This is a genomic window from Bradyrhizobium genomosp. I (2014), assembly GCF_000261685.1.
Taxonomy (GTDB): Bacteria; Pseudomonadota; Alphaproteobacteria; order Rhizobiales; family Xanthobacteraceae; genus Bradyrhizobium.
Genome location: NZ_AJQE01000020.1, coordinates 23918 through 40196, shown reverse-complemented (window position 1 = coordinate 40196; position 16279 = coordinate 23918). Strand labels below are relative to the sequence as shown.

Below are 16279 nucleotides of genomic sequence, written 5' to 3'. Positions count from 1 at the left end.
ACTCAGTAAGATTAGCCGAAGGCGTAATCCACCAACTTCGTTCCGCATTCGCTGAAACATGGTGGATTACGCTTCGCCAATCCACCCTACGAAGCCTGAAACAAAAACGCCGCCCGGAATTGGGCGGCGTTTCATTCCAAAAGGCGTAGAGGTTGTTGGGCGCTACTCTACACCAGATCCCGAATATCTCAAGACCTGTAGCCCGGGTTGACGCGGTCGAGCTTGCGCAGCAGGGGCGGCCATACCAGGTTGGTCGCGCGCAGCTCGGCGCGGTCGCGGTTCGACAGCAGCTCGGTGTTCTTGTCGATCGCGATATCGTCGACCGGATAGACCGGCGTGCCCAGCGCGCGCGTGCGCACCTGCATCGAGCAGGCGCGCTCGAGATGATACATGCGCTCGAAGGCGGAGGCCACCGAGCGGCCGACCGTCAGCGTGCCGTGGTTGCGCAGGAGCATGTGGTTGTGGTCCCCGAGATCCTTCTGGAGCCGCGGCCGCTCGTCGTGGTCGAGCGCAATGCCTTCATAGTCGTGATAGGCGAGGTCGTGGGTGACGAGCTGGGCGGTCTGGTTCAGCGGCAACAGGCCCTCGGCGCTGCTCGACACCGCAGTGCCGTCGAGCGTGTGGAGATGAAGCACGCAGATCGCGTCCTCGCGCACCTCGTGGATGGCCGAGTGGATGGTGAAGCCCGCCGGATTGATGCTGTATTCGCTCTCGGAGAGCTGGTTGCCGTGCAGGTCGACCTTGACGAGGCTGGAGGCGGTGATTTCGTCGAACATCAGCCCGTAGGGATTGATGAGGAAGTGATGCTCGGGGCCGGGCACGCGCGCGGAGATGTGGGTGTCGACCAGATCGTCCCAGCCGTACAACGCGACGAGGCGATAGCAGGCGGCGAGATTGACCCGTTGCTGCCACTCCGCCTCCGTCATGTTCGACGGCACTTCTTTAAGGCGCGCTTCCGCTGGCGACATGGCCGATCTCTCCGAACATCGTTGTTGCGGGGATGCACCCTAGTCGTGGCGGTGGGCGGCGGCAAGGCGCGTCCGGAGCGCGGCAGTCAAGCGTAGTCCGCATGAGCGCAAGCGTATGCGGCCAGGCGAGGGGGTCCGGATGTCGCTTTCCGCTCATCCGGGCTGCCGGACACGATCACTACGGCGCCGGGATCGACAGCAGGCTGGAAATGCTGCGGCCGCGGATGTCGTAGACGCGGGCGAAAACCACGTCGTCGCGCTTGATCTCGACCATGACGGGTGCGGTGAGACCCTTGCAGTAGAACTCGCCGAGGGTCATGGCGAAATCGGCCGCGTTGGAATCCCAGCCGATGGTGAAGTCGGGCCCGAGCGCGACCTGGGCCGGACGCTGCGGACCGCACACCGCGACCTTCCACTTGCGATTGGTGGACGGCACTTCCTGGCGCTCGACGAGCTGCTCGCGCAGTTCGTCGGAGGCCTGCTTCAAGGCGAGGCCCCAATAGTCCAGCATGAAGCGGTTGTCGGCGCCGCGAACGGTCCCGGCGATGTGGTTGAAATGCGTGTATTGATAAGGATGCAGCCGGATCATCTCGGCGAGCGACAGCGCGAGGCCGAAGCAGAAGGTCGCGAGCACGACCGGCTGCCAGGTGCGGTGATTGGCGCGCAGGTGCTCCATGGCCCAGGCGAAGGCGACGCCGCCGAGCACCGCCATCGGCGGGATCACGAAGACGAAATGACGGATGCCGTTGTACAATGCCGGGCGCTTCACCATCGCGATCGCGAGCGGCAGGGTGGCAGCCAGCGTCAGCATCAAGAGGATGGTCTTGCGGCGCGCCGGAACCTCGCGTCGCGGCAGCATGGCGAACGTGCCGAACACGGCGCCGGCCATCAGCACCAGCATCACCTCGGGCAGCTGGAGTGCGAACAGCGTCGGCAGATAGGACCAGGGCATGTCGGGCACCGACACGATCGCGCCGTCGAACATCTCCTTCCACGGCTTCTCGAAGAAATGCGAGAAGTAGGTCAGCGCCTCGAAGGGATTGCCGGGCTCCATGATCGACCACGGCCAGATCAGGCCCATCACGAGGTAACCCAGCACGAGGCCGGGCAGCAGCACATAGACGACATGGGCAAAGCGGCGGACCGACTCGCGCAAACCTTCGGTGCGCAGTTCCTCCAGGAACAACGGGATGAAGCCGAGCACGGCGTAGACCAATGCGAGCCCGCCGAGAATGCGGCAGCCCAGCGAAAGGCCGGCACCCAGGCCGACAATGAGGATCGTGCGCGGCGACGGCTGCGGATATTCCTCGGCGAGCCGGACGAGGCCGAGCATCAGGATGATCATGGCCACCGCGAAGGGCGCATCCTTCGGGTTCATGAACATGTGGCCGTAGAAGATCGGGCAGAGCGCGAGCAGCAGGAGCGAGGCAAGACCGGCAAGGGGGCCGCCGACGCGGCGGCCGAGCCGCCACGTCACCGCAAGCCCGATCACGCCGACGATGGCGCCGACCAGACGGCGCGTCTCGAACAATTCGAGCGGAATGACCTTGTGCAGGAGGGCCGCGACCATGTCGAAGCCGCCACCATACATGTAGAGATTGGCGAAGGAGAGCGCCGCGGTGTCCCTGAAGCCGGAACCAAGCATGCGCAGCAGCAGGTCGGCATATTCAGCGTGGGTGTAGTCGTCCCAGCCGAGCCCGTAGTCGCGGAAGGTCAAGCCTGCAATGACGGCGACCGCGGCCAGCACCAGCATGGCGAGATCGTCGCAAGTCCGTTCGACCGAGCGCCGCAGAGGCGTGTCGATCGCCGAGGTCGTGATGGATGTCATGGCTATCGGTGCCCCGGAATCCCCTCTTGGCCCTGCTGGTGCGCGCGGGCCTGCTCCCCGGACTCCCTATAGCGCAGTTCCATTACCAAGTAATTGGGCATTATGGCTAAATTCCTGATGCGACGCAGCAATTCCCGTTCTTGAGAGGAGTTTCAGCAGTACCGAGCCGGAGCTGAAGGGAATGTGAATAAGTCTCTGATTTCCTTCCCTTTAGGAACACCGCCCGCAATTGGCCGTTGGCGTGGAACATCGTATGACGGTATCTTGGCGCAGCGGTTGTCGCGTGTGGATGCGCGGCCGGGGGTGAGTTCGATGAGCTTGGCATTGTTGATCGTGGGGATTTGCGCCGTCCTGGCGGGTCTCCTTGCGATCATTTTCGGCCTGACGATCAGTGAGTTCAGCCTCGGCGGTACTCTCATAATCTCCGGCACCATCGGCGTCTGCTCCGGAATGTTACTGATCGGCCTGCGTCTGGTGCTGCTCGAGCTCAAGGGCATTGCCCGCCGGCTGGCCGATGTGGTCGTGCCGTCCGAGGTGCGGGTCAGGTCCGTGCTGCCGGGTCTCGCCGTACCTGGCGCAGCTGCGCCCGAGCCAGCGCCGCCATCCGCAGGTCCGCCGCCCTGGCAGAGCGAAGCTGCTGCGCGCGAGCGTCCGCGCGTCGAGGGACCGCAGGAGGCGGAAGCTGCTACGCCGCCGCCCGCTCCGGAAGCGCCGCGCCGGCGCAACCTGTTGTTCGCCTCGACCTCGCGCAAGGAGCGCGAGCGCGCGGAGGCGAAGGCACCTGAAGATATGCCGCAGCCGCCTGGGGAGCCCGGTGAGGCCCCTGATCTTCCGCCTGCGAGCTTTGACGTCGCCTGGCCGAAGCCGGACCGTACGCGCGCGCCGGAGCCGCCGCCCGCCCCGCGCCGTCCGCCGCCGCGTTCTCCGTCGACCTTTGCGGAGGCCGCCCCACCGCCTGCACCCGAACCGCCGCCAGCTGTCGAGCCGGCGCCCGTGACCGTGCTCAAATCCGGCGTCGTCGACGGCATGGCCTATTCGCTCTATTCCGACGGCTCGATCGAGGCGCAGATGCCGGAAGGCATGATGCGCTTTGCCTCGATCGACGAGCTCCGCGCCCATCTCGACCAGCGCGGTTGAGGCCGCCGCAGGCAAGTAAAACCGCGCCGTTCATCAGTAATCAGCGGGTCGTCCTCAGTTGTCGCATTTCAATCGAACGAATTGTTGACACGGAATACCTTGGCGTCGTCAATGCCGTGAGACGCAAGGTGGAGAGAGGGCGGGCCGATGTCGGACGCTGGGGCGAAGAATTTCATCGAGCTGACGGCGAGCATCGTGTCGGCCTATCTCAGCAACAATTCGACGCCTGCGGCCGAAATTCCGAACCTGATCAGCCAGGTGCATGGCGCCTTGGTGCGCGTCTCGTCGGGCCGCACCGAAACCGCGCCGCTGGAGCCGGCCAAGCCGGCGGTCTCGCTGAAGAAGTCGATTGCGCCCGATTATCTGGTCTGTCTCGAAGACGGCAAGCGCTTCAAGTCGCTGAAGCGCCATCTGCGCACGCAGTACAACATGACGCCGGAGCAATACCGGGAGAAGTGGGGCTTGCCGGCGGACTATCCCATGGTCGCTCCGAACTATGCGGTGGCGCGCTCGCAGCTGGCCAAGCGGATGGGCCTCGGACAGCAGCAGCGGAGGCGGAAGTAATTTCTTACGTCGCCTCCGCCAGCGCCTCTTTCGCGTCGGTCTTGATGCGCTCGACCATCGAGCGCAGGCCGTTGGAGCGCTGCGGCGTCAGGTGATCGCGAAAGCCGAACTCGTTGAACACCGCGATCGCGTCGGTATCGAGGATCTGCTGCGGCGTGCGGCCCGAATAGAGCGCGAGCACGATCGCGACCAGCCCGCGCACGATATGCGCGTCGCTGTCGCCGCGATATTTCAGGATCGGTTCGCCATTGCCGCGGTCGACCAGCTTCTGGAGCCAGACCTGGCTGACGCAGCCCTGTACCTTGTTGGCGGCCGAGTGTTCCGCTTCCGGCATCGGTTCCAGGGTACGGCCGAGCTCGATGACATACCGGTAGCGGTCGTCCCACTCGTCCAGAAGCTCGAAATTGTCCCTGATTTCGTCGATCGTCGTCATGCTGGCCCGTGTTCGCGTTCAAGCCAATATAAGGTCGCGAAGCCGTGAAATCGATAGGGTTGGGCCGCTAATTGACGATCGGAATGTCTGCAGCCGGTCGTCCGGCTCACCTCCGCCCTCTCGAAAGGTGGACCACGCTCGCGCCGGTTCAGCTCACTGCTTGTCCTGATTCGCCGCCGCAGGTCCGCGCCATTCGAGCGCGAGGTCGTCCTGGGTCAGGGTGTCGCGCGGCGCCTCGTTCTCGGCATTGACGTCTTCGCCGGCCATCGCGATCGAGCCGGTATGGTCGGGCGCCTTCTTGTCGTTCTTGTCGTTGGTGATCTGCTCTTTCTTGTCGTTGATGATCTGGTAGAGCTTCTTCGCGCCGTCCTGGGCGCGCTGGCCGATGATGGTCGCGGCCTGTCCGCCGACCTCGCAGGCCGCCGGCTGGCGCTTGCAGAACTGGGTCATGTCGGAGACGGCCGCAGTCGCAGCCTGCACCGCGTCGGCGGCGCCGATCTGCGGGAGCTTCTCCGATTCGGGCGTCTTGTCCCGCGGCAGGAGCACCAGCACCAGCCCGAGCCAGAATGTGATGCGAAGCAGAAAGCGCATCTTGTCGACCTGTCCGTTAGAGTCCGCCCGCGGCAATCTCCGCGGATGCCGGACCTAGCAACTCTCGATAAATCGCAAGTGATTGCCTTGAGCTTAATTCGCGAAAAATTGACGCAAAATTCTTCGGAAGCGACGGTCTCGTGAATTTTCGATTGACGTCGCGTCAATGATTCCGCCGGCCGCCCGCATCCACCAATTCGAAACCATGCGGAGGAAGGTGAAACCCTGTGTTCACCATCCCGACCGAAGACGTCGCCAAATCGTCTAAAAAGCTCCGCGATGGCGCGGTGTCCGTCGGCACGCGGCGCCGCCTTAGCACTCGTTTAAGGTCGCTCTGACACGGTGGCTCAACGACAAGGAGGCGTTCCGGCGCGTCTTCCAGAAGACGATCGAGCCGAAGCGCGAGACCCGTGACAGTTTTGAGTATCATCCGCGATTGTCTCGATGCACTGCTGCATCCCTCCGCGCGCTACGATGCGCTGATGCGAGCGCGCCATCGTGCCTTCATGGCGCCGCGGCTGCTCGGCAGCCTGGCCGCCTTTGCCGCATTCCCGGTCTATCTCGCCCTGCGTGGCGCACCGAGCGCGGTCGAGGTCGCGGCCTTCGCCTGGCTGATCGCGCCGATCATGTTGTCCTGGTTCCTGTCGCGCACCGGACGCTACGAAGGCGCGCATGTGCTGTCGTCGCTGGCGCTCGCCGGCCTGATCATGGCGGTCGCGGTCACGACGGGCGGCATCGAATCGTTCGCCGCGGTCTGGCTGGTCGTGGTTCCGCTCGAAGCTGCACTGTCGGCCTCGCGGCGCGTTGCGGCTTTCGCTTCGCTGCTTGCGCTGTCCTGCGCCGGGATGCTGATCCTGATCAGCCAGTTCGGCTGGCTGCCGGTGGCGGAGCCGAGTGCGGCCGAGCGCGGCGTGCTGATGGCGTTCGGCGTTGCGTCTGCGACCCTCTATGCCGCAGGCCTCGCCTTCGGCGCGGAATCGCTCGCGCGCACCGGCGTCGCGCTCCTGTCGCGCGAGGAGGAGCGCTATCGCCTGCTCGCGCGCAACATGAGCGACGTGATTTCGCGGCATCAGCGCAACGGCGCCGTCCAGTTCATCTCGCCGGCGGTGGAGGCCATGCTCGGCGTGCAAGTGGCGCAGCTGCTCGGCTACGGCCTGTTCGACCGCGTCCATGTCGCCGATCGGCCGGCCTATCTCACCGCCCTGTCGGATGCGGCGCGTGGCGACATCGGCAGCGTCGAGTTCCGGCTGCGGCGGGAACCTGTTGGCTCCGAGCGCAGTCAGGTCGATTTCATCTGGGTCGAGATGCGCTGCCGCCCGCTCGACCGGGATCCGGGCCGCCAGGATACCGATCGTGCTTCCACCCGCGAAGTCGAAGTCGTCGCCGTGATGCGCGACGTCACCGACCGCAAGCTTTTCGAGCAGGCGCTGGATCAGGCGCGCAGCGCCGCCGAGGCGGCCGATGCGGCCAAGACGCGCTTCCTCGCCACCATGAGCCACGAACTGCGCACGCCGCTCAACGCCATCATCGGCTTCTCCGAGATGATCGCGCAGGAGCAGACCCTGATGCTCGGGGCGGCACAGCGCAAGGAATACGCCCAGCTCATCAACGATTCCGGCCAGCATCTGCTCTCTGTCGTCAACGGCATCCTGGACATGTCGAAGATGGAGTCGGGCAATTTCGAGATCGCGTCCGAGCCGTTCGCGCCGCGCGCCTCGCTGCTCCATTGCTGCAATCTGCTGGCGCTGAAGGCGCGGGAGAACGGCATCGACCTGATCACCGACGTGCCGCAGGATCTGCCCGTCATGACCGGCGATCCCAGGGCCTTCAAGCAGATCGTGCTCAACCTCGTGGCCAATGCCATCAAGTTCACCGAGCGCGGCGGTCAGGTCTCCGTATCGGCCGCGGCGTCGGGTTCGCAGCTGACGCTGCGCATCAGCGACACCGGCGTCGGCATCGCACCCGACGACCTCAAGCGCATCGGCGCGCCGTTCTTCCAGGCCGGCAAGACCTATCAGCGCCGTCACGAAGGCACCGGACTTGGACTTTCCATCGTCAAGAGTCTCGTGGCGTTGCATCTCGGCGAATTGACGGTACAAAGCAGGTTAGGAGAGGGCACCGCCGTCACCATCAAGCTGCCGCTCGTCTACACGCCGTCGCAAATCAGGCCGGCCAATGAGAAGGCGAGCGAGAGCAAGATCGCGACGCTGACGCCGGTGCTGCGCCAGGACCTTCAAGACCAAACTCACGACCAACACGCTCTGGTGAAGAAAAGTGCCTAAGAAGTCTGCCAAGGACGAAGCCGCTCCGCGCCGCCGTGGCGCCAAGGGTGGAGTTAAGGCCGCGGTCATCGATGTCGAGACCGAGCGCAACCTCGCGATGCGCGTGCTGCTGCACAGTCCCAAGGATACGCTGGCCAGCCTCGTCGCCGTCGCTGCGATCGCTGCGATCGTTGCCAATGCACTGTTCCTGCAGACCGGCCGGCACCCCGCGCCGATGTTCGGCACGGTGATCAATCTTCCCGCGCCGTCGTCCGTGCCGCTGTCGAACCCCTTGCCGCGTCCGCGCCCCGTCGGCGCCGATACCTCGCCGCTCGAGCCGCGAGCGACGGAGTTCCGCGTCGAGCCCAAACCTGCCGAGCGTGCCGTCGAGAAGATGCCCGAAAAGCCCGTCGAGGAGACCGCATCGACGCGCTCGAACGATCCGATGACCAACCTGGTCAAGGCGACGACCTCGACGCCGCCCGCGGCCCTGCGTCCGCCGGCGCCGATTCCGGTGCAGAGCCCGGCCGCGCGACGTATTGCCGGCGTGCAGCGCGCGCTGTCCGAATATGGCTACGGCAATTTGAAGATCACGGGCACGATGGGCGGCGAGACCCAGTCCGCGATCCAGAAGTTCGAGCGCGAGCACAAGATGCCGGTCACCGGCCAGCTGTCCGATCGGCTGCTGCGCGAACTCGCCGCTGCGATCGGCCATCCCGTCGAATAGCCGCACCTCAAGCCGTCATTGACGCAAATCAATTCCGGCGTCGGGCTCCCGCACAGCAGACCAGATCCGCGAGCGAGCGCGATTTGCGTGGGATCAATGACGGCGGGCGGCCTCGGGGAACATGATCACTCATCCTCATCAAGGAAGAGAGGTCGTCATGTTCAAGGTCTCGATTCTCATCTGGATCATGCTCGGCACGACGCTGGCGGGCATCAGCCTGATCGTCGTGCTGATGGTGCCGAGCTTCGCCGCCGACGCCATCAGGAACATCCCCTATGCCGTGGCCGTGGGATTCGCGCTCGCGATGCCGCTGTCATATTTCGTCGCGACCCAGATTCGCGGCGGCCAGGACGGCGCGCGCAAGGCGTGAGACGGACGAGGTGAGGCTGGCATGAGACCTCGCGCTGGCCTATCGTCGAACTCATGCGTTTGAAATCCAACATTTGGGTAGCGGCCTACTTGCGCCGCTGCCAGACCGAGGGCGTGTTCGGTGCCGTGCGGCGCCGCGGCGCCGAGGAGGCGGGTGCGGTGTTCGTCAAGGTGTCGCTGCTCGACGGCAACGCGATGCTGTACGCGCCGGCGCCGCAGACCGTCTATGACGACGGCCGGCCGATCGATCGATTTTTCGTGCCCGTCTCGCCGCAGCCGCTGGCGGAGCACACGATCGAGGAGCGGCTGACCAAGGAAATCCGCTTCGATCCCGACGCGTGGATCGTCGAGACCGAAGATCGTGCCGGGCGGCATTTTCTGGAATTGGCGAAGGCCTAGCTATCGCCCCGCCGTGTCCCGGACAAGCGGCAATGCGTCAGCGTTGCCGTGCAGAGCCGGGACCCAGAAGCGGCATGAATCGACGCGGTGAAATGGACCCCGGCTCTGCAGCGCACCGCACCGGACGATGCTTCGCATCGCCGGGAGCACTGCGCTGCGTCCGGGGCACGAGGGCAATGTGTCGCTCGGTGCATCGGCAATGACGAGCTTGGAACGCGCTGAGTGCTTGACGCTCAACGCCAACAGGAGCGGGCGCGAACAAATCAGCGGTCCGACGACCCGCCGGTGCCCATCCGCACCCCTGGCGCGGAGCCGGGCTGCGCGCCCGGCCGCGTCTGGCCCGCGCCCGCCCGCGCGCGCTGGCGTTCGCCGTCATGCAGCGCTGCCTGGTACTTCGCGCGCGTGACAGCGAGCGTCGAGCCGCGCCAGGCGGCCAGCATCACCAGCGCCGGACGCTCGCCGAGGCGGTCGTAGAGCCGCGACAGCCGGTACACCTCGTTCACGGAGGTGCCGATCTCCGGCTTGAAGAACAGCAGGATGCGCTGGAAGGCCGGGCTCGGCATGTCGAGCGCGCGCGCGGCGACCGCGAGCGCCTCGCCGCCGGCATCGTCGACGATCTGGGCTGCGACGCGCGAGGACAAAATCAGGCTGTCGACGAGCTCGAAGGCGAAGTTCTCGACGTCGCCCGCGATCGCCGCCATCTCCAGGATCTGGGTCGCGCGCCTGGCGCGCACGGTCGGGATGCGCGGCGCGGCCTTCAGCGGGCTCTGCGCCAGATTGTGCAGGATCAGGGCGCGCTCGGAGGCACCGGCGCGGAAGAACATGTCGTGGATCTCGGCGGCCTCCTTCGGCTGCATCGCCATGTTGGTGGCCATGCGTTGCTCAGCCTCGGTCGGGACGCGGGAGGGCCCGGACGGCGGAGTGGGGATCTCCCGGGCCAATGGCACCCTGCGGCCCTCCTGGGTCGCGACCAGCCCGAGCTTCTGCAGGACCGGGACGGGCGTCTGCGCATAGACCGCGAGCCGCGCCTTGACGGCCGCGCGCGTCGCATCGTCGACCTGGTCGATCAACCGCGTGGCGAGTTCGACGAACTGCCGCTGCTCATCGTCGCTGTGGGTGCTGGTCTGGACATAAAGGTCGGTCAGCACGCGCAGCAGCGTCGGACGGACATCGACACCTTCGCGACGGGACAGGGTCATCAGCCCGTCGAATCCGGGAAACAGCGACTTGGTCATGGAGGCGTACGCAACTCGGGAAAGATACTCGTTGGCGAGCCTAGCGCAGGTTCTTTTAAAGCCTCGTTAAGGAAAACGAGGCGTGAAGCCGGCCCTGCAATTTAAGGCGTTGTCGTGCCGCAACGGGACGGCGCGGCGCACCCGTGAGGTTACGGTCCAGGGGTCGACCAAGGGGCGCGTTTACATCCCGTTAACCATGAACTGATCTTAATGAATGCATGTTGCAGGGGCGCGTTCGGTCGCGCGGCAATCGAAGAGAGCTGACATGGGGACCATCATCGAATTTCCGGCCGGTCGCCGGGTGGGCTCGTCGGGGGATGTCGCTCCGCGCGCGGACATGGGAACGGTGCTGATCCTTCCCGTGATCCGGATCGAGCGTGAGGCGGACGAAACCAGCGGCGATCGCGGGCCGGAGCAGGGCGCAGCGCCGGGGCGCCGTCGTCGCCGTCGCTGACATCCGGCTTCAAGCAATGCCGGACTCCATCCGCCAGATCCGGCCTGTCCTGTCGGCCGTCCTGCTTGCGCTGCTTGGCGCGGGGCTCTGCGCCTGCAGCGGTGGCGATTTCGGCCGCACGCGGGCCGACATGCGCAGCGACGACATGCATCGCTGGCTGGGCGCGGAGGTCACCTCCAGCGTCGGCCTGCGGCCTTCGCAATTCCAGCTCACCGACGAAGAGCGCCAGCTCCGCGACCTCGCCTATCCCATGATCGAACCGCCGCTGTCGCGCCCCGCCTGGAAGAGCGTGTTCGGCGACTACAAGGCGCTGCCCTCGCCGTGGCGGCAGAAGATCGTGTTCGACCGCACCATGTACGGACGCACGCTGATCGACGAGCCGCACCGCTCGCATTCCTCGCGTTATGCGCAGCTGATCGAGGACGTCCGCAACGACATCACCCGCTTCGAGCCGTTCTTCGCCTCGGCGATCCGCGTCATCGATCTCGACAGGAAGCGCAATGCCAGCATGGCGCGCGTCTCCGCGCTCTCGCCAGGGGAGAGGGACGATGCGATCGCGCGCATGCAGGAGAACTCGCTGATCATCCAGTGGGTGCAGCAGTGCCTGGAGCAGCGCATCTCGTCCTACCGCTGGGCGCTGGAACGCCTGGTGATCCAGGCCCCCGACGGCATGGCCGCCGATGCCGACCGCCTGATCGGCGAGCTCGCCGCCCAGACCGCCAATCCGCCGGTCCAGGCGCAACCGCCCTACGGCCGCGCGGTCATCTCGAAGGGGTAGGGGCTTCCTGCGTTTTCCACGCGGGCGCCCGGTCCGATCGGGCTTGCGCCGCTTTTGGAGCTTGCCAACAAGATCCTTCAGCCGTCCGCCAGCGGCGGTGACGCGCCGAGGCTTCCCATCCCGGCGTCGCGGAAACGGTTCCGTTCGACGAGTGAACTCTTCGTGACATGTCTCGGCCATGCGCCGGTTGACAGCCCGGTTGTCCGGGCTTCTAGTCGAAGCGTCGGGGATATGCGATCTCCCCGCGAGGCGACATGCCCAAGAATCGCGTCCTGATCACCAAGGGCGCAGCATGTCATCGTCGCTGAATCCCACCAGAGAAATCGAGATGGTTCACTCGTGCGCGGCGGCCACGCCGAAGCGCGTTGATGTCGGCATCCCACTGCGCCTCGTGGGAAGCGACTTTCACCTGGGGCAGGACACATCCAGGAGGATGATCATGCGTACAAGGGCGATCTTTCACACAGTCCTCCTTCTGGCGATCGCCAGTGGGATATCGACCGCACACGCGCTGACTCAGGAAGAGCTGGTCGCCAGGCTCCAGGCGGCCGGCTACACGCAGGTCAGCGACATCAAGTCGACCGCGGAAGGAATGACCGCAAAGGCCGTGAAGAACGGCAAGGAGGTGCGGCTTGTCATCGACAGCAGCGGTCAGGTCAAGGAGCAGAAGTGAGTGACCGGCGGCTGACATCCAGGATTGAGGGAGCAGATCAATGCGAAAGACAATCTCGGCGCTGATCGGCATCGGCGCCTGCTTCATCGCAAGCGCTCATGCGCAGGACGTCGATTGGCAGAAGGTCGACGACACGCTGGGGCGGAAGCCGGCCGTGACCGGCGACGTGCATCGCTACGGCTTTCCACGCACCGATCTCACGGTGACGCTCGACGGCGTGACCATCAAGCCCGCGCTGGCGCTCGGCGGCTGGGTCGCGTTCAAGCCCGCGCACGGCGGCGTCATGGCGATGGGCGATCTCGTGCTGCTCGAATCCGAGATCAACCCGGTCATGGCGAAGATGATCGCGAACGGGCTGGAGATCACCGCCGTGCACAACCATCTGCTCGGCGCGAGCCCGGCGACGTTCTACCTGCACGTGGCCGGCCACGGTGATCCCGTCAGGATCGCCGCGGCCCTCAAGGACGCGCTCGCCGAAAGCAAGACGCTGCTGTCGGCGCCCGCTTCGACGGCCGCTCCGCCGGCCGTCGATCTCGACACTGCGCGGCTCGACAACATCATCGGCGTCAAGGGCCAGGCGACCGGCGGCGTCTACCAGTTCAATGTCCCTCGCCGCGATCCCGTCACCGAGCATGGCATGCAGTTGAACCCGGTCGGACCGCTCGGCGTTGCGACCGCCGTCAACTTCCAGCCGACCGGCGGCGGCAAGGCGGCGATTACGGGCGACTTCGTGCTGACCGGCGACGAGGTGAACCCAGTGATCAAGGTGTTGCGGTCGCATGGGATCACCGTGACCGCCCTTCACAGCCACATGCTGGACGAACAGCCGCGCCTGTTCTTCATGCATTTCTGGGCCAATGACGATGCGATCAAGCTCGCGAGCGGCGTGCGTGCCGCGCTCGACAAGACCGCCAGCACGAAGAGCTGATCTTCGAGAGAGGTCGTGCGGCCCTGCGCGCCGGACAGTTGTCCAGCACGAGGGGGGCTGCGGTCCTATCGAGCTTCGACCACTTCGCCGTCTTCCTTGACGAATCGGCCGACGGGATTGTCGAGCAGATCGATCACGGCCTCCGACGGCCGGCACAAGCGCGTGCCCTTCGGGGTCACCACGATCGGACGGTTGATGAGAATGGGATGGGCGATCATCTGATCGATCAGCTCGTCATCGGACCATTTGGGGTCGTCAAGACCAAGATCGCGAAAGGGCGTGCCTTTCTCTCGCAGCAGCGCCCGAGGGGAGATCCCCATGGCCTTGATGAGCTCGACCAGCCTCTCGCGCGACGGCGGCGTCTTCAGATACTCGATGACGACAGGTTCGACACCGCTCTGCCGGATCATCGCCAGTGTGTTGCGTGAGGTGCCGCAAGCCGGGTTGTGATAGATCGTGACGCTCATCGAGGTGTCTCCGTGACTGGCAGACCGGCATCCATTGCTGCCGCACCGCCGCCGGCAAAAGATGAGTTCATTGGCGGGCCTCGGCAGCCGTCTGGACTTTACCACTCCCCGCTTCGTACCAGCCCCGCGTGGCCTTGACGATGCGGACGACGGACAGCATCACCGGCACCTCGACGAGGACGCCGACCACGGTCGCGAGCGCCGCGCCGGAGTCCAGGCCGAACAGGCTGATTGCGGCGGCGACCGCCAGCTCGAAGAAGTTGCTCGCGCCGATGAGGGCAGCCGGAGCCGCGACGCACCAGGCCACGCCGAACCGCCGGCTCAGCCAATAGGCCAGGCCCGCATTGAGATAGACCTGCACAAGAATTGGGACGGCAAGGATGGCGATGACGCCGGGCTGTCTGACGATCTGCTCTCCCTGGAAGCCGAAGAGCAGCACCAATGTCGCGAGCAGCGCGACAAGCGAGAGAGGCTGCAGCATCCGCATGACGCGGTTGAAGCCGGCGTCGCCTCCTCGCAGCAGCATCTTGCGCCACAGCTGAGCGACGATCACGGGAATCACGATGTAGAGCAGAACGGACAGAAGCAGTGTGTCCCAGGGGACGCTGATCGAGGCCACTCCGAGCAGCAATCCCACGAGTGGCGCGAACAGGAACACCATGATCACGTCGTTGAGTGCGACCTGGCTCAGAGTGTAGTGGGGCTCCCCTTCGCACAGATTGGACCATACGAACACCATCGCGGTGCAGGGTGCAGCCGCAAGCAGGATCAGGCCGGCGATGTAGGACGGGATCTGGCCGGTCGGCAGCCACGGTGCGAAGAGGTGACCGATGAAAAAGGAGCCGAGCAGCGCCATCGAGAACGGCTTCACGGCCCAATTGATGAAGAGGGTGACGCCGACGCCGCGCCAATGCTCCCGGACCTGCCCCAGCGAGCCGAAGTCGATCTTCAACAGCATCGGCACGATCATGAGCCAGATCAGCATCGCGACCGGAAGGTTGACCTTGGCGACCTCGGCGGCTGCAACCGCGCCGAAGAAGCCGGGCATGACGTGCCCCAGCGCGACGCCGACCACGATGCAAAGCGCGACCCACAAGGTGAGGTATCGTTCGAAGATGCCCATCGTCACGCCACGTCGCTCTTGCCGGACGTCGCTCCCTCGGAGCGGCCGATTTCCCGAAGCCTGGTCCCGAGCGAAAGCCGGTCGATGCCGCTGAGGGGCAGGTTCACGAACGCGCCAATACGGTTCTTCAGGTAGCGGAAGGCCGTCGAGAAGGCCGCAAGTCTTTCAATCTCGGTGCCTTCGACGGCCGCAGGATCCTCGATGCCCCAATGCGCAGTCGTCGGCTGGCCCGGCCAGACGGGACATGCTTCTCCGGCTGCGTTGTCGCAGACGGTAAAAACGAAATCCATCACCGGGGCATCGGCGGCCGCGAATTCCAGCCAGCTCTTCGAGCGCATCCCGTCGATCGGGTAGTCCATGCTCTGCAGCGTGCGCAGCGCCAGCGGATGCACGGCGCCTTTCGGCGCGCTTCCTGCGGAGAAGGAGCGAAAACGCCCGCGACCGTCCTTGCGTAGGATCGATTCCGCGAGCACGGACCGGGCCGAATTGCCCGTGCAGAGGAACAGCACATTGTAGACGTGATCAGGCACGGGCCTTCTCCTTTCGCTTGGGAGCGCAGCACGATTGCAGGGTCTCGACGACGGGGTCGCAAACTTCCGGCCGTCCGCCGCAGCAATCGCGCAGCAGGAACACTGCAATTTCGCGAAATTCGCCGAGGTTGGCGCGGTAGATGATCGAGCGGCTGTGCCGCTCGGATGACACGAGGCGCGCGCGGCTCAGAATCGACAGATGCGCCGAGAGCGTGTTTTGGGGGACTTCCAGCAGGCGGGCGAGGTCGCCGGCCGCAAGACCGTCAGGCTCGTGTCTGACCAGCGTCCGGAACGCCTCCAGACGGGTCGGTTGCGACAACGCGGCGAGCGCCAGAACGGCCTCTTGTGTTTCCATATATCCAGATTTATGGAATTGTTTGGGCGGCGTCAACCCGAAATCCGGCCGTCCGTAGATATTTCCAATATTCTAGAAATAGCGTTTGACAGCCGATGCGGGACGAATGCATCGTGCAGGCATGAAGATCGATGATGCAGCGGCACGTCTGGAAGCCCTGGGGAACCGGACCCGGCTTCAGATCTACCGCGCATTGGTCCGGGCCGGGCACGCGGGCATGCCGGTTGGCCGCCTGCAAGACAAGCTGAAGATCCCGGCGTCAACGCTGTCGCACCACATCAAGACCCTGGTCTCGGTCGGACTGGTCAGTCAGACCAGGGAAGCGACGACCCTGATCTGCCACGCCAATTTCGACTCCATGCGGGGCCTGGTCGACTACCTGGTCGCAGAGTGCTGTGCGGACGAAGCCGGATGCGAGGATGCTCAGACGGCAGCCTGATTCATTTGACCGTTTATTCC

20 protein-coding genes are annotated in these 16279 nt (G+C 65.2%); 11 read left to right on the top strand and 9 right to left on the bottom strand.

Annotated elements, in window-relative coordinates:
* Positions 1 to 188 precede the first annotated feature (188 nt).
* Entirely contained in the window at positions 189 to 968 is a 780-nt protein-coding gene (locus IC50_RS01880) for a class II aldolase/adducin family protein (protein ID WP_035699761.1), read from the bottom strand.
* A 178-nt stretch (positions 969 to 1146) separates the two neighbouring features.
* The gene (locus IC50_RS01875; RefSeq protein WP_035699757.1) at positions 1147 to 2796 is read right to left on the bottom strand and encodes an ArnT family glycosyltransferase; all 1650 of its coding nucleotides are present in this window, start codon (positions 2794 to 2796) and stop codon (positions 1147 to 1149) included.
* Positions 2797 to 3108: 312 nt separating this feature from the next.
* Here IC50_RS01875 and IC50_RS01870 point away from each other — a divergent pair, with 312 nt between their 5' ends.
* Both IC50_RS01870 and IC50_RS01865 read left to right on the top strand, forming a co-directional pair.
* Positions 3109 to 3933, top strand: a complete 825-nt coding sequence (locus IC50_RS01870) for a hypothetical protein (RefSeq protein ID WP_035699753.1) — start codon at positions 3109 to 3111, stop codon at positions 3931 to 3933.
* Between the two features lie 147 nt (positions 3934 to 4080).
* Positions 4081 to 4497: a MucR family transcriptional regulator gene (locus IC50_RS01865; protein WP_035699751.1), complete on the top strand. Its 417-nt coding sequence runs from the start codon at positions 4081 to 4083 to the stop codon at positions 4495 to 4497.
* A gap of 4 nt (positions 4498 to 4501) precedes the next feature.
* Here the strand turns inward: IC50_RS01865 and IC50_RS01860 are convergent, their stop codons facing one another.
* The gene (locus IC50_RS01860) at positions 4502 to 4930 is read right to left on the bottom strand and encodes a SufE family protein (RefSeq protein WP_035699749.1); all 429 of its coding nucleotides are present in this window, start codon (positions 4928 to 4930) and stop codon (positions 4502 to 4504) included.
* A 153-nt stretch (positions 4931 to 5083) separates the two neighbouring features.
* Positions 5084 to 5521 carry a DUF5330 domain-containing protein gene (locus tag IC50_RS01855; protein ID WP_035699747.1) on the bottom strand — a complete coding sequence of 146 codons (438 nt, stop codon included), beginning with the start codon at positions 5519 to 5521 and terminating at the stop codon, positions 5084 to 5086.
* Positions 5522 to 5931: 410 nt separating this feature from the next.
* Between IC50_RS01855 and IC50_RS01850 the strand changes: the two genes are divergently transcribed.
* The 4 genes from IC50_RS01850 to IC50_RS01835 all read left to right on the top strand — a co-directional run bounded on the left by IC50_RS01850 (position 5932) and on the right by IC50_RS01835 (position 9277).
* Positions 5932 to 7803: a sensor histidine kinase gene (locus IC50_RS01850; RefSeq protein WP_035699744.1), complete on the top strand. Its 1872-nt coding sequence runs from the start codon at positions 5932 to 5934 to the stop codon at positions 7801 to 7803.
* On the top strand, positions 7796 to 8509 hold the full coding sequence (locus tag IC50_RS01845) for a peptidoglycan-binding domain-containing protein (protein ID WP_035699742.1): 714 nt from the start codon (positions 7796 to 7798) through the stop codon (positions 8507 to 8509). Before IC50_RS01850 ends, IC50_RS01845 begins: the two co-directional genes overlap by 8 nt.
* A 157-nt stretch (positions 8510 to 8666) precedes the next feature.
* On the top strand, positions 8667 to 8879 hold the full coding sequence (locus IC50_RS01840) for a hypothetical protein (protein ID WP_035699741.1): 213 nt from the start codon (positions 8667 to 8669) through the stop codon (positions 8877 to 8879).
* A 53-nt stretch (positions 8880 to 8932) separates the two neighbouring features.
* Complete coding sequence (locus IC50_RS01835) at positions 8933 to 9277, top strand: DUF1491 family protein (RefSeq protein ID WP_035699739.1); 345 nt, start codon at positions 8933 to 8935, stop codon at positions 9275 to 9277.
* Positions 9278 to 9540: 263 nt separating this feature from the next.
* On the opposite strand, the gene IC50_RS01830 is transcribed toward IC50_RS01835, so the two are convergent.
* The gene (locus tag IC50_RS01830) at positions 9541 to 10512 is read right to left on the bottom strand and encodes a DUF2336 domain-containing protein (RefSeq protein WP_035699738.1); all 972 of its coding nucleotides are present in this window, start codon (positions 10510 to 10512) and stop codon (positions 9541 to 9543) included.
* Between the two features lie 265 nt (positions 10513 to 10777).
* On the opposite strand from IC50_RS01830, the gene IC50_RS01825 reads away from it, so the two are divergent.
* From IC50_RS01825 to IC50_RS01810, 4 genes are all read left to right on the top strand, one after another.
* Positions 10778 to 10966 (top strand): hypothetical protein, encoded by a 189-nt coding sequence (locus IC50_RS01825; RefSeq protein WP_035699736.1) that lies wholly within the window; start codon positions 10778 to 10780, stop codon positions 10964 to 10966.
* Positions 10967 to 10982: 16 nt separating this feature from the next.
* Positions 10983 to 11744, top strand: a complete 762-nt coding sequence (locus tag IC50_RS01820) for a hypothetical protein (RefSeq protein ID WP_035699735.1) — start codon at positions 10983 to 10985, stop codon at positions 11742 to 11744.
* 439 nt (positions 11745 to 12183) lie between these two features.
* Positions 12184 to 12417: a PepSY domain-containing protein gene (locus tag IC50_RS01815; RefSeq protein ID WP_035699774.1), complete on the top strand. Its 234-nt coding sequence runs from the start codon at positions 12184 to 12186 to the stop codon at positions 12415 to 12417.
* Positions 12418 to 12457: 40 nt separating this feature from the next.
* Positions 12458 to 13345, top strand: a complete 888-nt coding sequence (locus tag IC50_RS01810) for a DUF1259 domain-containing protein (protein ID WP_035699733.1) — start codon at positions 12458 to 12460, stop codon at positions 13343 to 13345.
* 65 nt (positions 13346 to 13410) lie between these two features.
* Here the strand turns inward: IC50_RS01810 and arsC are convergent, their stop codons facing one another.
* From arsC to IC50_RS01790, 4 genes are all read right to left on the bottom strand, one after another.
* Entirely contained in the window at positions 13411 to 13812 is a 402-nt protein-coding gene (gene arsC, locus IC50_RS01805; protein WP_035699732.1) for an arsenate reductase (glutaredoxin), read from the bottom strand.
* Positions 13813 to 13879: 67 nt separating this feature from the next.
* Positions 13880 to 14935, bottom strand: a complete 1056-nt coding sequence (gene arsB / locus IC50_RS01800) for an ACR3 family arsenite efflux transporter (RefSeq protein ID WP_035699730.1) — start codon at positions 14933 to 14935, stop codon at positions 13880 to 13882.
* Between the two features lie 2 nt (positions 14936 to 14937).
* Positions 14938 to 15465 (bottom strand): arsenate reductase ArsC, encoded by a 528-nt coding sequence (locus IC50_RS01795; protein WP_035699729.1) that lies wholly within the window; start codon positions 15463 to 15465, stop codon positions 14938 to 14940.
* Positions 15458 to 15820, bottom strand: coding sequence for an ArsR/SmtB family transcription factor (locus tag IC50_RS01790; protein WP_035699727.1), 363 nt, complete (start codon positions 15818 to 15820; stop codon positions 15458 to 15460). The genes IC50_RS01795 and IC50_RS01790 overlap by 8 nt, the downstream gene beginning before the upstream one ends.
* 121 nt (positions 15821 to 15941) lie before the next feature.
* On the opposite strand from IC50_RS01790, the gene IC50_RS01785 reads away from it, so the two are divergent.
* Positions 15942 to 16259, top strand: coding sequence for an ArsR/SmtB family transcription factor (locus IC50_RS01785; RefSeq protein WP_035699725.1), 318 nt, complete (start codon positions 15942 to 15944; stop codon positions 16257 to 16259).
* Positions 16260 to 16279 lie beyond the last annotated feature (20 nt).

What these genes read in the sequence shown, in the direction of transcription:
- IC50_RS01880 (WP_035699761.1), bottom strand. Translation starts at nt 968, where the DNA reads ATGTCGCCAGCGGAAGCGCGCCTTAAAGAAGTGCCGTCGAACATGACG.
- IC50_RS01875 (WP_035699757.1), bottom strand. Translation starts at nt 2,796, where the DNA reads ATGACATCCATCACGACCTCGGCGATCGACACGCCTCTGCGGCGCTCG.
- IC50_RS01870 (WP_035699753.1), top strand. Translation starts at nt 3,109, where the DNA reads ATGAGCTTGGCATTGTTGATCGTGGGGATTTGCGCCGTCCTGGCGGGT.
- IC50_RS01865 (WP_035699751.1), top strand. Translation starts at nt 4,081, where the DNA reads ATGTCGGACGCTGGGGCGAAGAATTTCATCGAGCTGACGGCGAGCATC.
- IC50_RS01860 (WP_035699749.1), bottom strand. Translation starts at nt 4,930, where the DNA reads ATGACGACGATCGACGAAATCAGGGACAATTTCGAGCTTCTGGACGAG.
- IC50_RS01855 (WP_035699747.1), bottom strand. Translation starts at nt 5,521, where the DNA reads ATGCGCTTTCTGCTTCGCATCACATTCTGGCTCGGGCTGGTGCTGGTG.
- IC50_RS01840 (WP_035699741.1), top strand. Translation starts at nt 8,667, where the DNA reads ATGTTCAAGGTCTCGATTCTCATCTGGATCATGCTCGGCACGACGCTG.
- IC50_RS01835 (WP_035699739.1), top strand. Translation starts at nt 8,933, where the DNA reads ATGCGTTTGAAATCCAACATTTGGGTAGCGGCCTACTTGCGCCGCTGC.
- IC50_RS01830 (WP_035699738.1), bottom strand. Translation starts at nt 10,512, where the DNA reads ATGACCAAGTCGCTGTTTCCCGGATTCGACGGGCTGATGACCCTGTCC.
- IC50_RS01825 (WP_035699736.1), top strand. Translation starts at nt 10,778, where the DNA reads ATGGGGACCATCATCGAATTTCCGGCCGGTCGCCGGGTGGGCTCGTCG.
- IC50_RS01820 (WP_035699735.1), top strand. Translation starts at nt 10,983, where the DNA reads ATGCCGGACTCCATCCGCCAGATCCGGCCTGTCCTGTCGGCCGTCCTG.
- IC50_RS01815 (WP_035699774.1), top strand. Translation starts at nt 12,184, where the DNA reads ATGCGTACAAGGGCGATCTTTCACACAGTCCTCCTTCTGGCGATCGCC.
- IC50_RS01810 (WP_035699733.1), top strand. Translation starts at nt 12,458, where the DNA reads ATGCGAAAGACAATCTCGGCGCTGATCGGCATCGGCGCCTGCTTCATC.
- arsC (WP_035699732.1), bottom strand. Translation starts at nt 13,812, where the DNA reads ATGAGCGTCACGATCTATCACAACCCGGCTTGCGGCACCTCACGCAAC.
- arsB (WP_035699730.1), bottom strand. Translation starts at nt 14,935, where the DNA reads ATGGGCATCTTCGAACGATACCTCACCTTGTGGGTCGCGCTTTGCATC.
- IC50_RS01790 (WP_035699727.1), bottom strand. Translation starts at nt 15,820, where the DNA reads ATGGAAACACAAGAGGCCGTTCTGGCGCTCGCCGCGTTGTCGCAACCG.
- IC50_RS01785 (WP_035699725.1), top strand. Translation starts at nt 15,942, where the DNA reads ATGAAGATCGATGATGCAGCGGCACGTCTGGAAGCCCTGGGGAACCGG.